The sequence below is a fragment of the Nocardioides sp. Z30_9 genome (assembly GCF_058215735.1).
The window spans coordinates 125591-141573 of record NZ_JBZAJF010000003.1 but is presented as its reverse complement, the minus strand read 5'-3'; the positions used below and the strand labels follow the sequence as shown (position 1 = coordinate 141573).

Here is a 15983-nt window from a genome sequence, read left to right as displayed (position 1 = left end):
TGCCTCTTCACACACGGCGTGAGGTGTGCGAAGAGGCAGGTCGGGTTCATCACCTGGGAAACTGCCCCCGGCCCGACGGTCACTGCGGGGCGGAGGCTGGCAGGATCGGCGGCGTGGATTCGCTGGACCTCGCTCCCGGCTCCCGGGTGGCGCTGCTCGTGCCGGGCTCGGTGGCGTACGCCGAGCTGGTGATCGCGCTGCTGCGCCGGGGCGTGTTCCCTGTCCCGATGGACGCGAAGCTGACCGCGAGCGAGCGGTCGATGCTGCTCGAGGATCTCGACCCGGAGGTCGTGGTGAGCACGCCGGAGGAGCTCGACGCCCTGGGCCGAGTCGTGGCGGGCGACCTCGCCGGGCCTCCGCTCGGCCGGCCGATCCACCTCACGAGCGGCACCACCGGCCGCCCCAAGGGCGTGTTCTCGGGGCTGCTGGCGACACCGGAGGCGGAGGCGCTGCTGGCCGAGGAGCGCGACCTGTGGGGGTTCGCCGAGGAGGACGTGCACCTGGTGCTGAGCCCGCTGCACCACTCGGCCCCGCTGCGGTTCGCGACCGGCACCCTGCTCGCCGGCGGCCGGGTCGTGGTCCCCGGGCCCTTCGACGCCGCGGTCGTCACCGAGGCGATCCGCGAGCACCGGCCGACGACCATGTTCTGCGTCCCGGCCCACCTGCAACGGCTCCTCGGTCACTGGGACGAGCACGGCACCCCCGACCTGTCGTCGTTCCGGCTGGTCGCCCACGCCGGGGCGCCGTGCCCGGAGTGGGTGAAGCGGCGCCTGGTCGCGGACTTCCCCGAGGGCTCCACCTGGGAGTTCTACGGATCAACCGAGGGGCAGTTCACCGCCTGCCGCAGCGAGGAGTGGCTGCAGCGGCCCGGCACGCTGGGGCGCGCACGACCCGGTCGCACGATCACGGTCGACGAGGAGGGCCACCTGTGGTGCGCCGTACCTGCCCATGCGCGGTTCACCTACCTCGGCGACCCGGACAAGACAGCCGCCGCCTGGCGGGAGACCGACGCGGGCCCCGCGTTCACCGTCGGGGACCTCGGACGGATCGACGAGGACGGCTACGTCTTCCTCGACGGACGGCGCGAGGACCTGATCATCAGCGGCGGCGTGAACGTCTACCCTGCCGAGGTGGAACGCGTGCTCGGCGAGGTGGCTGGAGTCACCGACCTCGCCGTCTTCGGGGTGGCCGACGAGGACTGGGGCCAGCGGGTGTGCGCGGCCGTGGTCGGCGAGGCGGGCACGGCCGACCTGGAGGCGCATGCGCGGGAGCACCTCGCGCCCGCGAAGCGGCCCAAGGAGTACCACCGGGTCGACACCCTCCCCCGCACCCCCACCGGGAAGGTACGCCGCCTCGACCTGCCCGACCTCGTCGAGGACGGGCGCTGATGGGCTTCACCAAGACCGAGCTGGCGCAGTTCAACGGTGCGGAGGTCCCCGACCTGCTGCCCGAGGACCTGCGGCTGCTGTTCGTCGGGATCAACCCGGGCCTGTGGACGGCGGCCGTGCAGGCGCACTTCGCCCGCCCCGGCAACCGCTTCTACCCCGCGCTCCTGCGGGCCGGGATCCTCACCGAGCCGGTGGCCCCGTCGAAGGGGATGACCGAGCGGGAGCGGCAGCACCTGGAGTCACGCGGCCTCGGGATCACCAACCTGGTCCCCCGCGCGACCGCCGGTGCCGCCGAGCTGACCCCGGCCGAGCTCCGCGAGGGCGGCGAGCGCCTGCGGGCGCTGGTGCGCGCACGCAGACCGCAGGTCGTCGCCGTCGCCGGCATCACCGCCTACCGGCACGCGTTCGGCCGGCCGAAGGCGACCGCCGGCCGCCAGGACGAGCCGTTCGAGGGCGCCGAGCTGTGGGTCGTCCCCAACCCCAGCGGCCTGAACGCCCACGAGAACGTCGCCTCGCTCGCCGAGGCCTACGCGGCTGCCGGCCGGGCCGCCGGGATCATCTGACCTCTCCCGTACGGGAGCCGCAGCAGACGACGCCGAGCACCCCTCGAACGTGCCGGAGCCCGGCCCCCACGCATGGGGACCGGGCTCCGGAACTGTGTTCAGCCTGCGGGTCAGGCGCCCCCGCCGGTCAGCTTCTCGCGCAGTGCCTGCAGTGCCTCGTCGGAGGCGAGCGAGCCGCCCTCGGCCTCGGAGCCACCGTCGGCGTCGCCGCGGGTGTCGCCACCGCTGGAGTAGGACGTCGCCTCGCCGGCCTCGGCCTCGGCCTGCTTGGCCTCGCCCTGCTGCTTGAGGTGCGCCTCCCAGCGAGCGTGCGCCTTGGCGTACTGGTCCTCCCAGGTCTTGCGCTGCTCCTCGAAGCCCTCGAGCCACTCACCGGTCTCGGGGTCGAAGCCCTCCGGGTAGATGTAGTTGCCCTGCTCGTCGTAGGTCGCTGCCATGCCGTAGAGGGTCGGGTCGAACTCCTCGCCCTCGACCGCGGTGGCGGTCTCGTTGGCCTGCTTCAGCGACAGCGAGATCCGGCGACGCTCGAGGTCGATGTCGATGATCTTGACCATGACGTCGTCGTTGACCTGGACGACCTGCTCGGGGATCTCCACGTGGCGCTCGGCCAGCTCGGAGATGTGCACCAGGCCCTCGATGCCCTCCTCGACGCGGACGAAGGAACCGAAGGGCACCAGCTTGGTGACCTTGCCCGGCACGATCTGGCCGATCTGGTGGGTCCGGGCGAAGTGCTGCCACGGGTCTTCCTGGGTCGCCTTGAGCGACAGGGAGACGCGCTCGCGCTCCATGTCGACGTCGAGCACCTCGACGGTGACCTCGTCACCGACGGTGACGACCTCGCTCGGGTGGTCGATGTGCTTCCAGGACAGCTCGGAGACGTGCACCAGGCCGTCGACGCCACCGAGGTCCACGAAGGCACCGAAGTTGACGATCGAGGACACGACACCCTTGCGGATCTGGCCCTTCTGGAGCTGGGTGAGGAAACCGTGACGGACCTCGGACTGGGTCTGCTCGAGCCACGCGCGACGCGAGAGCACGACGTTGTTGCGGTTCTTGTCGAGCTCGATGATCTTGGCCTCGAGCGTCTGGCCCACGTAGGGCTGCAGGTCGCGCACGCGGCGCATCTCCACCAGCGAGGCGGGCAGGAAGCCGCGCAGGCCGATGTCGAGGATCAGGCCGCCCTTGACGACCTCGATGACGGTGCCCTCGACGACGCCGTCCTCTTCCTTGACCTGCTCGATGGTGCCCCAGGCGCGCTCGTACTGTGCGCGCTTCTTGGACAGGATCAGCCGGCCTTCCTTGTCCTCCTTCTGGAGAACGAGGGCCTCGACCTGGTCACCGACCTTGACGACCTCGTTGGGGTCGACGTCGTGCTTGATCGAGAGCTCGCGCGAGGGAATGACACCCTCGGTCTTGTAGCCGATGTCCAGCAGGACCTCGTCGCGGTCGACCTTGACGATGGTGCCTTCGACGATGTCACCGTCGTTGAAGTACTTGATCGTCGCGTCGATCGCGGCGAGGAAGTCCTCCTCCGAACCGATGTCGTTGATGGCGACCTGCGGAGCGTCGGAAAGAGTGGGGGTGATTGTCATAGGGAAAGAGGAACCTTCGGGTGGATAGAAGTCGTACGGGCACGCGCAGAGGCCCGTTTCACCATCACGATTGTTGGTTCGTTGCCCTACGCGGTTTCCCGCAACGGGCCGACAGCGAGCGAGAGGCTGCTACGTCTGAGACTCAGGCAGACTTCTGGCGCATCGCACAGTCTATCCACGCACCCCATCGAGCGTCCAACCGAGCGGGTCCCGTCCCACGCCCGGCCGCCCCGGCGCCAGCTAGGACCCCTCGACGACGAGTACGCCGGAGGCCTCCGCGGCCACGGTGACCGGGTCACCGGAGGTGAACGCACGCGCCTGCGAGCTCGGCATCTGGGCAACGACCGCGACCCCGTCGCGAGTGGTCAGGTGCACCCGGGAGAACGGCCCCAGGAACTCCACGCTGGTCACCCGGTCCGTCCCCTGGGGGTCGGCGGTCACGGTCACCGCCTCGGGGCGCAGCATCGCGACGCCGCTCCCGGACGTGATCGAGCCCTCCAGCACCGCGACCCGGGAGCCCAGCAGCTCGGCGACCTCACCGTCCACCCGCGCGGCGACCCGGTTGCTCAGCCCCACGAAACCGGCGACGAACGGGGTCGCGGGACGGGTGTACAGGTCCGCCGGGGCAGCGAGCTGCTCGAGCCGGCCCTGGTTCATCACCCCCACCCGGTCGGCGACCGCGAGCGCCTCCTCCTGGTCGTGGGTCACGAACAGCGTCGTCGTACCGACCTCCGTCTGCACGCGCCGGATCTCCTCACGCAGCTGGACCCGCACCTTGGCGTCGAGCGCCGAGAGCGGCTCGTCGAGCAGCAGCACGCTGGGACGGATCGCCAGCGCGCGTGCCAGCGCCACCCGCTGCTGCTGCCCGCCGGAGAGCTGGCTGGCGTACTTGTCGCGGTGCTCTGCCAGCCCGACCAGCTCGAGCATCTCCTGTGCCCGCCTGCGGCGTTCGGCCCCGCCCTGGCCGCGCAGCTTGAGGCCGAAGGCGACGTTGTCCAGCACGGTCAGGTGCGGGAACAGGCTGTAGGCCTGGAAGACCATGCCCATGTCGCGCTTGTTCGCCGAGACCCCGGTGAGGTCCTTGCCACCCACCAGGACCGTGCCGGAGGTGGCCTCGTCGAGCCCCGCCAGGATCCGCAGCGCCGTGGTCTTCCCACAGCCGGACGGCCCGAGCAGTGCCACCAGCTCCCCCGGCTCGATCGCCAGGGTGAAGCCGTCCAGCGCACGGACGGTGCCGTAGACCCGGGTGAGGTCCCTCAGCTCGACCGCCAGGCTCGATCCTGGCGTCGACGCGGTGGCGGTGGCCGGGCTGGGCGAGGTCATCGGGCTCCTTGGGGCTGCTGGGCGGTGAGTGCTGCCATGGCCGGGTCCCCGGGGTCGGCACCGGGACCGGCACCGGGCCGGCCACCGCGACGTCGGCGACGGGTCAGCAGGGCGAGCACTGAGAGCAGGACGAAGCCGAACAGCAGCGTGGCGAGCGAGGCCGCGACCGAGGTGGGCCCGTCGGACTTGCCGATCTGCACGATCGCGACCTGCAGGTTCTGGTAGCCGCTGAGCGAGGCGATGGTGTACTCCCCCAGCACGACGGCGATCGAGATGAACGCCGCGGACAGGATCCCCGACCAGATGTTGGGGACCACGACGCGCAGGATCGTGGTGGTCCAGCCGGCGCCGAGCGACCGCGCCGCCTCGGTGAGCGTCGCCAGGTCGATCGAGGCCAGGGCAGCGTCGATCGCGCGGTTGGCGTAGGGCAGCACCAGCACGACGTACACGAAGGTCAAGGTGAGCGTGGACTCGCCGAGGAAGTAGGTCACCCACTCGTAGACCCCGCGCATCCCGACCACGATCACCAGCGCCGGGATCGTCAGTGGCAGCAGGCACAAGAAGTCGACCATGCCCTTGGCCCAGGGCGCGCGCAGCCGCACCCAGATCATCGTCGGGACCAGGATCAGCAGCATCCCGACCACCGTGAGAGCGGCCAGGGCCAGCGAGATCGTGATCGCGGAGTAGAGCGTGTCGTCGCGGACGAGGTTCTCCCACGCGGCCAGGGTCCGGCCGCCCTGGATGAGGTTGCGGGTGCTGAAGTCGGCCATCGCGACCAGCGGGAACAGGAAGAACACCCCGAACAGCGCGAGCAGGACCACCCGCACCACCCGGTCGCGGGTCCGGGCACGTCCTTGGGCGCGACTCACTGCAACCACCTCGACGTACGCCGCACCAGGGCGCTGTAGGCCACCATCACCACGGCGACCACCACGATCATCTCCAGCGCCAGCGCATAGGCGAACCCGGCCTGGCCGAGGACCACCTCGCTGGTCAGCGCGGCGCGGATCAGCAGCGGCAGGATCGGGCTCCCCTGGCTGACCAGCGCCGCCGCCGTGGCGTAGGCGGCGAACGCGTTGGCGAACAGCAGCAGTGCCGAGCCGAGGAAGGCCGGGGTGAGCAGCGGAATCGCGACCTCGCGCCAGTACTGCCACCTGGTCGCGCCCAGGCTGACGGCGGCCTCGCGCCACTGCTCGCGCAGCCCCTCGAGGGCCGGCAGGAACACGATCACCATCAGCGGGATCTGGAAGTACGTGTAGACCAGGATCAGCCCGCTCAGGCTGTACAGCCAGCCGGAGCCGGCGAGGTTCCACCCGAGGTGCTCCTGGGCCCACAGGGTGAGCACCCCGTTGAGGCCGATGGTGGCGACGAACGCGAACGCCAGCATCACCCCGCCGAACTGGGCCAGCACGCTGCAGATCGAGACCACCGTGCGCCGGAACAGCGAGCTCGGCGGGCTGCTCACCACCAGCCAGGCCAGCACCGCCCCCAGGGTGGCGCCGAGGACCGCGGTGGTGCCGGAGAGCAGCACGCTCTTCCACAGCGCCGAGAGGGCGGTGCCGGTGAACAGCGCCTCGATCCGCCCGGTCGAGAACACGCCCTGGTCGTAGACCGAGCCGACCACCACGGTGATCGTGGGCACCAGCAGGAAGACGAACACGAACGCCAGGAACGGCACCAACGGCAGGGCCTCGCGAGCCCTGCGACTGATGCCGCCCCCAGCGGTACTGCGTGCCATCGCTCGGATCAGCCGACTGCCTTGGCCCAGTTGGCGGTGAGGTACTTCGTCGCCTTGGCGCTCTGCTCCTCGGTGACGATCACGGGCTCACCCTTGACCACCGGCAGCGCTTCGTAGGCCTCCTTGTCGATGGTGCCGTCCTTGACCATCTGCTCGGCCCGGACCGGACGGGCCCCGCCGGCGAGCCACAGGTTCTGGCCCTCGTCGCTGTAGAGGAACTCCTCCCACAGGCGCGCGGCAGCCGGGTTCGGAGCGAGCTTGTTGATCGCCTGGAAGTAGTAGCCCGCGACCGCGGCGCCCTCGGGCACGACCACCTTCCACGAGGGCAGCTTCGCGGTCTCGGCCGCGTTCAGGTAGTCCCAGTCGATGACGACCGGGGTCTGCCCCGACTCGATCGTCGCGGCCGTCGGGTCGACCGGCAGGAAGTTGCCGGCCGCCTTGAGCTTCTCGAAGAACTCGACGCCGGGCTTGATGTCGTCGGCGGACCCGCCCTGGGTCAGCGCCGCCATCACCACCCCGGAGAACGCGGCGCCGGCCTGGGTCGGGTCGCCGTTGAGCGCGACCTTCCCCTTGAAGTCGGGCTTGAGCAGCTCGTCCACCGTGGTCAGGTCCGGGACCTTCTTCGAGTCGTAGCCGATGGACATGAACCCGCCGTAGTCGTTGACCCAGGCGCCGTCCGGGTCCTTGTACTGCTCGGGGATCGAGTCGAACTCCTCGACCTTGTACGGCGCGAACATCTCGGTGTTGGCCAGGGCCACGGACTGGCCGAGGTCGAACACGTCGGGGGCCGTGCTCTTGCCCTTCTGCTGGTTTGCCGCGTTGATCTCGTCCTGGCTCGCCCCGTCGGGGAGCTGGGAGGTGATCTTGATGTCGTACTTCTCCTGGAACCTCTTGATGATCGCGCCGTAGTTGGCCCAGGTCGGCGGCAGCGCGATGACGTTGAGCTTGCCCTCCTTCTCGGCCGCCTTGACGAGCTCGTCCATGCCACCGAAGTCCGCGGCCGAGGTCGCCTCCGACGCCTTGCCCCCGGACTTGGTGGTGGAGCTGTCGTTGTCCTTCTCCGGCGGCGAGCACGCCGCGAGCGAGGCGGCGACTGCGAGCGCGAGCGATGTGGCAAGAAGCTTGTGTGGTCTCTTCATGGCGGCGAACCTTCCAGTGAGCGGGAGCGCCACGGTGTCGTGGCGGTGGCCCCGGGGCGACGCTTTGATGAAGGTAACCCTGCGAGGGGGCCCGAGTCGGGCAAGCGCGCCCCTTCCAAGTGTTGCGCGTCGGGTGTGGACTAGCCTTCGACTGTGTCTGGAGTCCGCCCCGAACGACGCCCCGTCGACGAGGCAGAGTCGTTGCTCGCCAACCGCGCCGACTGGGATGCCTACGCCGACGAGTACCAGGCCACCCACGGCGAGTACCTCGGCGACGCCGGCTTCCTGTGGGGGCCCGAGGGGGTGCGCGAGGACACGGTGCACGCGCTCGGTGAGGTCAGCGGCAAGGCGGTGCTCGAGATCGGCTGCGGCGCCGGCCAGTGCTCCCGCTGGGTGCTCGCCCACGGCGGGCTGCCAGTCGGCATCGACGTCTCCATGCGCCAGCTCCAGCACGGCCGGCGCATCGACGAGGAGCACGGGGTCGCCGTACCCGCGGTGTGCGCGACCGCCGCACAGCTGCCCTTCGGGGACCTGACCTTCGACGTGGTCTTCTCCGCCTTCGGCGCGCTCCAGTTCGTCGCGGACGCGCCGGCCCTGGTCGCCGACGTCGCCCGGGTGCTGCGGCCGGGCGGGGTCTTCGCCTTCTCCGTCACCCATCCGACGCGGTGGATGTTCCCCGACGACCCCGGCGAGGAGGGGCTGGTCGCCGCGCACTCCTACTGGGACCGCACCCCCTACGTCGAGGTCGACGACCAGACCGGTGCGACGCGCTACGTGGAGCACCACCGGACCCTGGGCGACTGGGTGGGCACCCTGTCGCGCAACGGGTTCGTGCTCACCGACCTGCACGAGCCGGAGTGGCCGGCCGACCACGACCGCACCTGGGGCGGCTGGAGCCGGGTCCGGGGCATGCTGACACCCGGGTCCGCGATCTTCGTCTCCAGGCTCTCCGCCTGAGCAACGACAGAGCCGCTGCCGGACCGGGTGACCGGTCGGGCAGCGGCTCGTGTCGTGTCGGGGTCGGAACCCCGGATCAGCCCTGGTGTGCGCCGACCTTCTGCTTGCGGCGCGGTGCGTCGTCGTCCGCGCCCGAGGAGCGGCGGCCGCTCAGGAGCAGCAGCACGCCGGCGCCGATCAGGCAGATCAGGCCGCCGGTGATGCCGACGATCGGGATCGTCCTGGTGATCAGGTTCAGGCGCGAGATGTTGGCCTTCGCGTCGTCCGCGTTCGTCTTGGTCTGGGCGTCGGTGAACGCGAGCTGCAGGTCGAGGACCTTGTCGCCGTCGTCGAGGTAGCGCTGCTGGTCGTCGGTCTGGTTCAGGATCGAGCCGGTCCGCGGTTCGACGTAGATCTCCTTGACGTCGTCGTAGGTGCCGTTGATCCCCTCACCGATCTCGATGGGCGCATCCTTGATCTCGACCCGGTAGAGGTAGGTCTCGATGCCGCGGATGCTGACCGAGCGCACGTACTCGGCGTCGACGGCCTTGCCGGCCGTGCCGTCCCAGTACGGGTAGGTCTTCTTCTCGGCGTCGAAGGGCCACTTGTTCATGAGGCCCTTGTGCTCGCTCGCGTCCGCAGGCAGGTACTTGCCGTCGTTGACCGCCAGCGCGGTCTCGCGGTCGGTGGCGAACACGTCGGTGTCGGCGGAGATCAGCCGGTCGTCGGTGCCGTCGACGCACGCAGGCGGGTCGTCGCGGTCGATGACCAGGCAGGAGCTGTTGGCCCAGGCCACCACCTTGTCGTCGGAGATCTTCGAGTCCGTCTTGGTCTCGTTGGTGGCCTTGACGGGGTTGCTCTCGAGCTCCCCGGTCGCGGTGTTCAGCTTTTCGGCCTGGCCGCTGAGCTTGGTGGTCGTGCTGACGTCGAGGGGGGTCTTCTTGACCATCCCCGGTGCCCACAGGGCCGCGATCAGCCCGGCGACCAGCAAGAAGCCGCCCAAAGCGAACAGCACCGGAATCAATTTGCGCATGTAAGTGTCCCTCCCAGAACGATCGTCGCCGCACCGTAGCGCACGAAGCACTCAGATGGTGAGACCTTGGGGCGTCGTCTTCGATCAGTGGTCCAGCTGCCGATCGCGGGCTACCGGTCCGTGGGGGCCACGGGTCCGGGCGGCAGTGGCGGCCCGACGGGACGGCGCATGTCATAGTCGGTCCGTGTCCCGTCGTACGCCAGCGCTCGCACCATGACCGCGCCCGTCGCCGCCGAGGAGACGACGTCACGCGACACCGGGGCCCTGACGACACTGCCCGCCCTGGACACGATGCGTGCGGTCGCGGCCATCGCGGTCGTGGCGACGCACGCCTCGTTCTGGGGCGGCGCCTACAGCCAGTCGCGCTTCGGCACGGCGCTTGCGCGCCTGGACATCGGCGTCGCGATCTTCTTCGTGCTCTCCGGTTTCCTGCTCTCCCGGTCCTGGCTGGAACGCCACGCGCGTGGCGCACCGGCGCCCTCGACGGGGCGGTACCTGTGGCGACGTGCGCTGCGGATCATGCCGGTCTACCTGTTGGCGGCCACGGGCGCCCTGCTGCTGCTCCCCGGCAACGACGAGGCCTCCCCCGGGCTGTGGCTACGGACGCTGACGATGACCAACATCTACCTCGACGACCGGCTGCCGGACGGTCTCACCCAGACGTGGAGCCTCGCCACCGAGGGGGCCTTCTACGTGCTCCTGCCGGTAATCATGTGGGCGACCCTGTCCCGGCGGCGCGACGGCCGCCCGTCCGCGGGCAGGACGGGCACCGTCGCCGTGCTGCTGGTGTTGCTGAACGCGGTGTGGCTGCTGGACCTGGCCGAGCGCCTGGAGGTCGTCAGCCCTCTGGCCGCGCTGTGGGTGCCGTCGTACCTGACGTGGTTCGCGGTGGGACTCGTCCTCGCTGCCTGCCACGTGCGCGTCCGGCAGGCCGGCCGGAGAAGCGACGACGGCGGCGATCCCGGCGACGACCTGGGCAGGTTGGCGCCACTGCTGCAGGTGATGGGGCGTTCGCCCGGTGTCTGCTGGACCGCGGCCCTGGCGCTGTTCGCCATCTCCGCGACTCCGTTGGCAGGCCCGTCCTCGCTCACCGCCCCGAGCCTGGGCGAGGCCGTGACCAAGAACCTGCTCTACGCCGCGACGGCCGGACTGCTGATCCTGCCGTGCGTCTTCGCCCCTGCGTCGGGACGGTTCGTGCGCGTGCTGTCCCTGCGCCCGCTACGGCACCTGGGGCACCTCTCCTACGGCCTCTTCTGCGTCCATCTCGTCATCCTCGAGCTGGTGGCCCGGGGCCGCGGCATGGCGCTCTTCGAGGGGCGGACCTTCGAGCTCTTCGCCCTCACCTTGGTGATCAGCCTCCTGGTGTCCGAGGCGCTGTACCGGCTCGTGGAACGACCGGCGATGCGGCTCAAGGACCTTCCCGGTCCCCGGAGGGGCAGGTCGGTGGACACCAGCAGCCCCAGCGCCGCGGCAACCAGCAGCTGAGGTGCGCTCAGGACGCCCGCCCATCCCTCGAGTGAGCCCAGCGGGCGTTGCCAGTAGAAGACTGCCGCGGTCGCAACGAGCAGTCCGCTCACCCAGGAGACGAGGTCGGGGTGCACGCGGCGCCTGAGCAGCGCGGTCGCTCCCACGGCGGCAGCGCCACACGCGAGTGCCCACCAGCCGGCCATCACGCCGAGCGCCAGCAAGCCGCCGCCGGCCAGGACCCACGGAGGAATCCGTCGCGCTCCGAGCGGCGGCTGGGACCCGGGACGTCGCCTGAGCCACCAACCGGCCGCCGCCAGCAACGCCAGCAGCACGCCGCCGAGGGCGAGCGAGGCCCGGTAGAGCCGGTCGGGCGCGAACGAGAGCTCCACCCGGTCCACCTGCCCGTCGAGCCGCCAGCCCTGCTGCCAGCCGTCCACGGTCACCCGGGTAGCAGTGCCCTCCCCCTTCACCGCGGCGCCCCATCCGGTGCTCTGGTTCTCGCGTACGGCGGCGATCCGCGGTTTCTCCCCCGACGGCACCACGAGCTCGCGCTCCACCGGCGACGCACCGGAGAGGGAGAGCGAGGAAACGGCCGCCGCCGGAGGCGTCCGCGTCCGCATGACCACCCGTACGCCGCGGAAGGCCGGCGCCGGAGCGAGCACCACCCGGGTCGACCCCGACGGGACCTCGATCCGGGGCGGGCCACACACGGTCGCGGGCAGCATCCCGCCCTCGAACAGCTGGCGGGGTGAGGCGGTCACCGTTGTCGGATAGAGGTCGTCGCCCACCCGCAACGTCGGGCCGTACGCACAGCCGACGTCGACGGGCGTCTCGGAAAGGGTGATCGGCAGTAGGCCGGTCCCCCCGAGCCGAAGCTCACTGACACCCACGCCGACGCGCTCCCGGCTGCCGTCGGCGCGCAGGTTCCTGGTCTTCTCGACCTTGGTCAGACCTATGTCGACGCGCGTGGCCCGGAACGGCTCCACTCGGGCGGTCCCGGTCTCGTCGAGGTCGACGATCTGGCTTCCCCCGGGGTACACCAGCTCGAGGCGCGTCGCCCGTGACGCCGCCGCCTGGCGGTCCAGCTTCACCTGGACCGAACGGACCGTCCGCTCGGCCAGCCACTGGACCGACAGGGTCGGGCGATCGTCGTCGGCATCGGCGATCCAGGTCGTTCCAGAGTCGCCGTCGATGGCGGCCACAGCGGACGCGCGGGCGTCGTCGACCGCGGTCGACGACGCCCGCACGTTCACCAGCTGGTCACGCTGGATCAGCCCCTGGAGAGCGGCCCCGTCCACCGGGGCAGCCTTCGCGGAGATCTCGTAGGACGCGCCGACGCCGAGCCGCAGGGTGCGGTCGAGGGCTCCCGGCTCCTCCCCCACGCGACCGCGCCCGACCCCGCACCGCACGTCCACCCCGACGTTCACGCAGGCGTCACGCCAACCGGAGGTGGCGGACAGCAGGATGGAGTCGGGAGCCCCCCAGCGGGCGGGCACCCGCGGGAGCTCCAGGGTCCTGTCCACGTCGACCCCGGGGACCTGGATCTCGGCGACGGACAGGTGGCTTCCCGCCGGCTCCGCACTGGCGACCTTGATGCTCGAGGTCCTCCCGGGCGGGAGCTGGATCGTCACGGCCTGACCGGGCAGCGCCACCACCGGCTTGCTCGACCCGCGGTCCGTCTCCACGCGCAGACGCGCAGCGGCGTCCTCGTCACCGGGCTCTCCGCCGAGGACGACCACGATGCTCGGCACGCTGCGGGGGCGCTCGAGCCGGATCCCGATCCAGGGACGGCGCGCGCCCGGATCGCCGGATTCCCACGCGGTGTCGAGCAGGCCGTCGAAGGCGGCGAACGGCAGCGTCTCCGGCAGCACGGCGTCAGGAGTGTCGGCGAAGGCCCGGGAGGACGACGCGGACACCTCCCCTGCCCCCAGGATCCGGGCCCTGGTCTCCCACCGGCCGTCGTCCATGGTGTAGTCCCGCGCCGGCGCCCCCCGGCGCCCCTCGTCATCGCCCTCGAGGGTGGCCGACTTCCCGTTCTGGATGCGTGCGAAGTTGGCCTCCCGACGACGCAGACCATCGGTGAGGACGAGTCCCTCGTGGTCGGCTCCCTCGGTGGCATCGACCGCCAGCACGGCGGGCTCGTCCCCGATCAGGTCCGACTCGATCAGCCCGAGGAGGTCCTCCGGGCCTCCCACGACGAGAGGAGACCGGGAGGCCACGACGGCCTTCTCCGCGCCGTCCACCTCGTAGATCTCCACGGCGGGGTGCCGACCGGTCCACCCGTCGTTGACCACCGTGTCGCGCAGCTTGCCGTCGAGGCGGGCCTGGGTGCCCACCCGCGGACCGAACCTGGCCACTGGCCGGATCCCGGGGGAACCGTCGAGTGCCTGGTGCACGAGCACCGGTGCCGGTGCTTCACTCGGTCGGAGGTCGTTGCGGACGACGAGGTGGCCGATCCCCGCCCGGCGCAGGTAGCCGACCAGTCCGGTCGAGGGCCGTCCGGAGCTCAGCTGGGCCTCGATGGCGTCGAGCATCCGGATGTTGCCGGCCGGGGCGAGGGGTACGGCGTTACGCACGGCCCAGGGCGAGCCGGCGAGCGGCTGGAGCGGCTCGTCGTCGGGGTCGCCCCAGAGGTAGTAGCCGAAGCTGGACCCGGGCACGAGCACGGCGGTGGCATCCTTCGAGTTCTCGGCCAGCCAGTCCGCCGTACGCGCCCAGTAACCGGGGATCGACTCGAAGTCGTTGGCTGCACCCAACCGGCCGGACAGCGCCGGACCGGCGACCCCGACCGCGGAGACCACGCACAGCAGCAGCACGTTCGCGTAGACCAACCGCTCGCCGACGAGCCCGGCCCACCTGCGCCGGGTGCCCCGTTCCCGGACGGCTTCCGAGGCCCTGGTTGCCATCACCGAGACGAGGTGGGCGAGGCCCAGCACGAGCGGCAACCGGATCACGAGGTCGAACTTGTGCACGTTGCGCAGGGGGGCCAGCACCCCGTCGAGCGCGCTGCGCTCCGCGTCGCTGAACCAACCCTGGAGCGCACCACCGTGGCCTGCGGTCACCATCAGCAGCCCGACGAAGGTCGACACGACGAGGAACCGGCGGTGCGGGTTCCTCGCCAGGGTCAGGCCGGCGATCCCGAACAGCAGGAGCACCCCACTGTTGAGCGCGAGATAGCTGGTCGAGACGAGGTCGTTGCCCGCCTGCCAGGTCCCGTCGACGTAGGGCACCCAGTGGGAGGTGCCGCGAAGGGCGTCGAAGAGCGTGGTGGGGAACGTGGTCACGGAAGCCGTCTCGATGTAGTCGAGGAACGGCGGGCTGTAACGGCCGAGCAGCAGGAGCGGCACCAGCCACCAGGCGGTTCCCACCAGCACGAACACCGGCCACCAGGTCATCATCGAGTGTCGGCGGGGACCAGGCGTCCGGGTCAGCAGCCACAGCACACCGAGCGGGATCACCGCGAACGTGGCTGCTGCGTTCACACCGCCGACAGCGGCCACTGCCAGGGCGGAGAGCAGGGCAGCTGTCCTCGGGGACCCTCTCTGCGACCCGATGACGAGCGGGACCAGCACCCAGGGGGCGACCGCACTCGGCCAGGCCTCGATGGAGATCGGTCCGAGCAGGGTCAGGATCCGCGGCGACAGCGCGTAGACGAACCCGGCGATGAGGCGACTCGTGGGCGAGCCCAGGCCCAGGACCCCGGCCAGCTTGACCACGCCGAGGAAGGCCACCACGAGCAGCAGGGACCACCACAGCCGCTGGACCGCCCACCCGGGCACGGACAGCACGTCACCGAGCCAGAAGAACGGTCCCATCGGGAACAGGTAGCCGTAGGCCTGGTTCTGGACCTGGCCGAACCCGCCCTGGGGGTCCCACAGGTGCAGCGACCGGGCCAGCAGACCGGCCGGGTTCACGACCAGGTCGAGCTTGGTGTCACCTACGATCCGGCCGGGTCGCTGCGAGAACGCCACCGCGACGAGGACGAGACAGCACGCCGCCAGCCGGAAGCGCCAGGTGACTCGATCCGGTGCGGTGGTGGGGTCGATCATCGCCTCTGGAGCACGATGACCAGGTTCCAGGTGACCAGCTCACGCAGGACCGGGAGCCGGGTCAGCCACCGGGCGAACCGAGGGTTGTAGCGCGGGATCACGTCCAGCACCTCGGCCTCCGTCTGCCGGCGTGCCCAGTCCGCCCCCGCCTTGACCGTGACCGGGAACAAGGACTCGCCGAAGCGGTTCTTCGGCTCCCGCCCGTGCCGGCGGCGGTAGCGCTCCCGGGCGCGCATGCCGCCGAGGAAGTGCCAGGGCGCGGTCTCATGCCCGCCCCAGGGGCCGTACCAGACGGTGTACGACACGAACGTCACGCCACCGGGCCTGGTGACCCGGACCATCTCCTCGGCCATCCGCCACGGGTCGGGGACGTGCTCGAGCACGTTGGAGGAGTAGCAGACATCGAAGGCGCCGTCGGCGAACGGGAGCTGCATGCCGCTGCCGATCACGGTGCCGGAGGCGATCTCCCCCAGGCCGGACAGCTCGCCGACGTCGGCGTCGAGGGCGAAGTACGTGGCTCCCGCCTCCTCGAAGGCACCGCGGAAGTAGCCGGGGCCACCTCCGACGTCGAGCATCCGGCTCCCCGGCAGATCGGTGTACTGGCTGACGTGGCCGACCGCATCCTCGGCGAGCGCGCCGTAGAACACCTCGGGCTGGGTCTGCTCGACGCGGAACGCGCGGAAGAGCCGCACGGAACGGCGGAGCGTGGGCGCCCAGGGCTGCGGTTTCCGAGTGAGCGGCTCTGGCACCCGGCG

General features: G+C 70.9%; 11 protein-coding genes and 1 pseudogene. 4 read left to right on the top strand and 8 right to left on the bottom strand.

All coding sequences use genetic code 11. The annotated features are described in order from the left end of the window. Positions 1–113: 113 nt before the first annotated feature. A complete protein-coding gene (locus AC4BGB_RS19170) occupies positions 114–1388 on the top strand; it encodes a class I adenylate-forming enzyme family protein (RefSeq protein ID WP_490548587.1) in 1275 nt (424 codons plus the stop codon). Continuing rightward, positions 1388–1951 (top strand): mismatch-specific DNA-glycosylase, encoded by a 564-nt coding sequence (locus tag AC4BGB_RS19165; protein ID WP_490548586.1) that lies wholly within the window; start codon positions 1388–1390, stop codon positions 1949–1951. Before AC4BGB_RS19170 ends, AC4BGB_RS19165 begins: the two co-directional genes overlap by 1 nt. A 110-nt stretch (positions 1952–2061) precedes the next feature. Here AC4BGB_RS19165 and rpsA read toward each other — a convergent pair whose 3' ends face one another. From rpsA to AC4BGB_RS19140, 5 genes are all read right to left on the bottom strand, one after another. Then, a complete protein-coding gene (gene rpsA, locus AC4BGB_RS19160) occupies positions 2062–3543 on the bottom strand; it encodes a 30S ribosomal protein S1 (protein ID WP_490548585.1) in 1482 nt (493 codons plus the stop codon). 240 nt (positions 3544–3783) lie between these two features. Beyond that, positions 3784–4866, bottom strand: coding sequence for an ABC transporter ATP-binding protein (locus AC4BGB_RS19155; RefSeq protein ID WP_490548584.1), 1083 nt, complete (start codon positions 4864–4866; stop codon positions 3784–3786). Continuing rightward, on the bottom strand, positions 4863–5735 hold the full coding sequence (locus AC4BGB_RS19150) for an ABC transporter permease (protein ID WP_490548583.1): 873 nt from the start codon (positions 5733–5735) through the stop codon (positions 4863–4865). Before AC4BGB_RS19150 ends, AC4BGB_RS19155 begins: the two co-directional genes overlap by 4 nt. Beyond that, positions 5732–6604 (bottom strand): ABC transporter permease, encoded by an 873-nt coding sequence (locus tag AC4BGB_RS19145; RefSeq protein WP_490548582.1) that lies wholly within the window; start codon positions 6602–6604, stop codon positions 5732–5734. Before AC4BGB_RS19145 ends, AC4BGB_RS19150 begins: the two co-directional genes overlap by 4 nt. Positions 6605–6612: 8 nt before the next feature. Further along, positions 6613–7743 (bottom strand): ABC transporter substrate-binding protein, encoded by a 1131-nt coding sequence (locus AC4BGB_RS19140; RefSeq protein ID WP_490548581.1) that lies wholly within the window; start codon positions 7741–7743, stop codon positions 6613–6615. Positions 7744–7896: 153 nt separating this feature from the next. Between AC4BGB_RS19140 and AC4BGB_RS19135 the strand changes: the two genes are divergently transcribed. Beyond that, on the top strand, positions 7897–8700 hold the full coding sequence (locus AC4BGB_RS19135; RefSeq protein WP_490548580.1) for a class I SAM-dependent methyltransferase: 804 nt from the start codon (positions 7897–7899) through the stop codon (positions 8698–8700). Between the two features lie 76 nt (positions 8701–8776). Here the strand turns inward: AC4BGB_RS19135 and AC4BGB_RS19130 are convergent, their stop codons facing one another. Beyond that, positions 8777–9712 (bottom strand): PorA family protein, encoded by a 936-nt coding sequence (locus tag AC4BGB_RS19130; RefSeq protein WP_490548579.1) that lies wholly within the window; start codon positions 9710–9712, stop codon positions 8777–8779. A 213-nt stretch (positions 9713–9925) separates the two neighbouring features. Between AC4BGB_RS19130 and AC4BGB_RS19125 the strand changes: the two genes are divergently transcribed. Next, positions 9926–11197, top strand: coding sequence for an acyltransferase family protein (locus AC4BGB_RS19125; RefSeq protein ID WP_490548578.1), 1272 nt, complete (start codon positions 9926–9928; stop codon positions 11195–11197). Between the two features lie 836 nt (positions 11198–12033). Here AC4BGB_RS19125 and AC4BGB_RS19120 read toward each other — a convergent pair. Together AC4BGB_RS19120 and AC4BGB_RS19115 are read right to left on the bottom strand one after the other, a co-directional pair. Beyond that, positions 12034–15228, bottom strand: a pseudogene (locus tag AC4BGB_RS19120) (DUF3367 domain-containing protein); the annotation flags it as partial. Next, a complete protein-coding gene (locus tag AC4BGB_RS19115) occupies positions 15225–15977 on the bottom strand; it encodes a class I SAM-dependent methyltransferase (protein ID WP_490548577.1) in 753 nt (250 codons plus the stop codon). The pseudogene AC4BGB_RS19120 and the gene AC4BGB_RS19115, both read right to left, overlap by 4 nt. Positions 15978–15983: the final 6 nt, after the last annotated feature.

Bases quoted from the DNA above. Each gene is read 5' to 3' on its own strand.
- AC4BGB_RS19165 (WP_490548586.1), top strand. From the start codon at position 1,388: ATGGGCTTCACCAAGACCGAGCTGGCGCAGTTCAACGGTGCGGAGGTC.
- rpsA (WP_490548585.1), bottom strand. From the start codon at position 3,543: ATGACAATCACCCCCACTCTTTCCGACGCTCCGCAGGTCGCCATCAAC.
- AC4BGB_RS19155 (WP_490548584.1), bottom strand. From the start codon at position 4,866: ATGACCTCGCCCAGCCCGGCCACCGCCACCGCGTCGACGCCAGGATCG.
- AC4BGB_RS19145 (WP_490548582.1), bottom strand. From the start codon at position 6,604: ATGGCACGCAGTACCGCTGGGGGCGGCATCAGTCGCAGGGCTCGCGAG.
- AC4BGB_RS19140 (WP_490548581.1), bottom strand. From the start codon at position 7,743: ATGAAGAGACCACACAAGCTTCTTGCCACATCGCTCGCGCTCGCAGTC.
- AC4BGB_RS19130 (WP_490548579.1), bottom strand. From the start codon at position 9,712: ATGCGCAAATTGATTCCGGTGCTGTTCGCTTTGGGCGGCTTCTTGCTG.
- AC4BGB_RS19125 (WP_490548578.1), top strand. From the start codon at position 9,926: ATGACCGCGCCCGTCGCCGCCGAGGAGACGACGTCACGCGACACCGGG.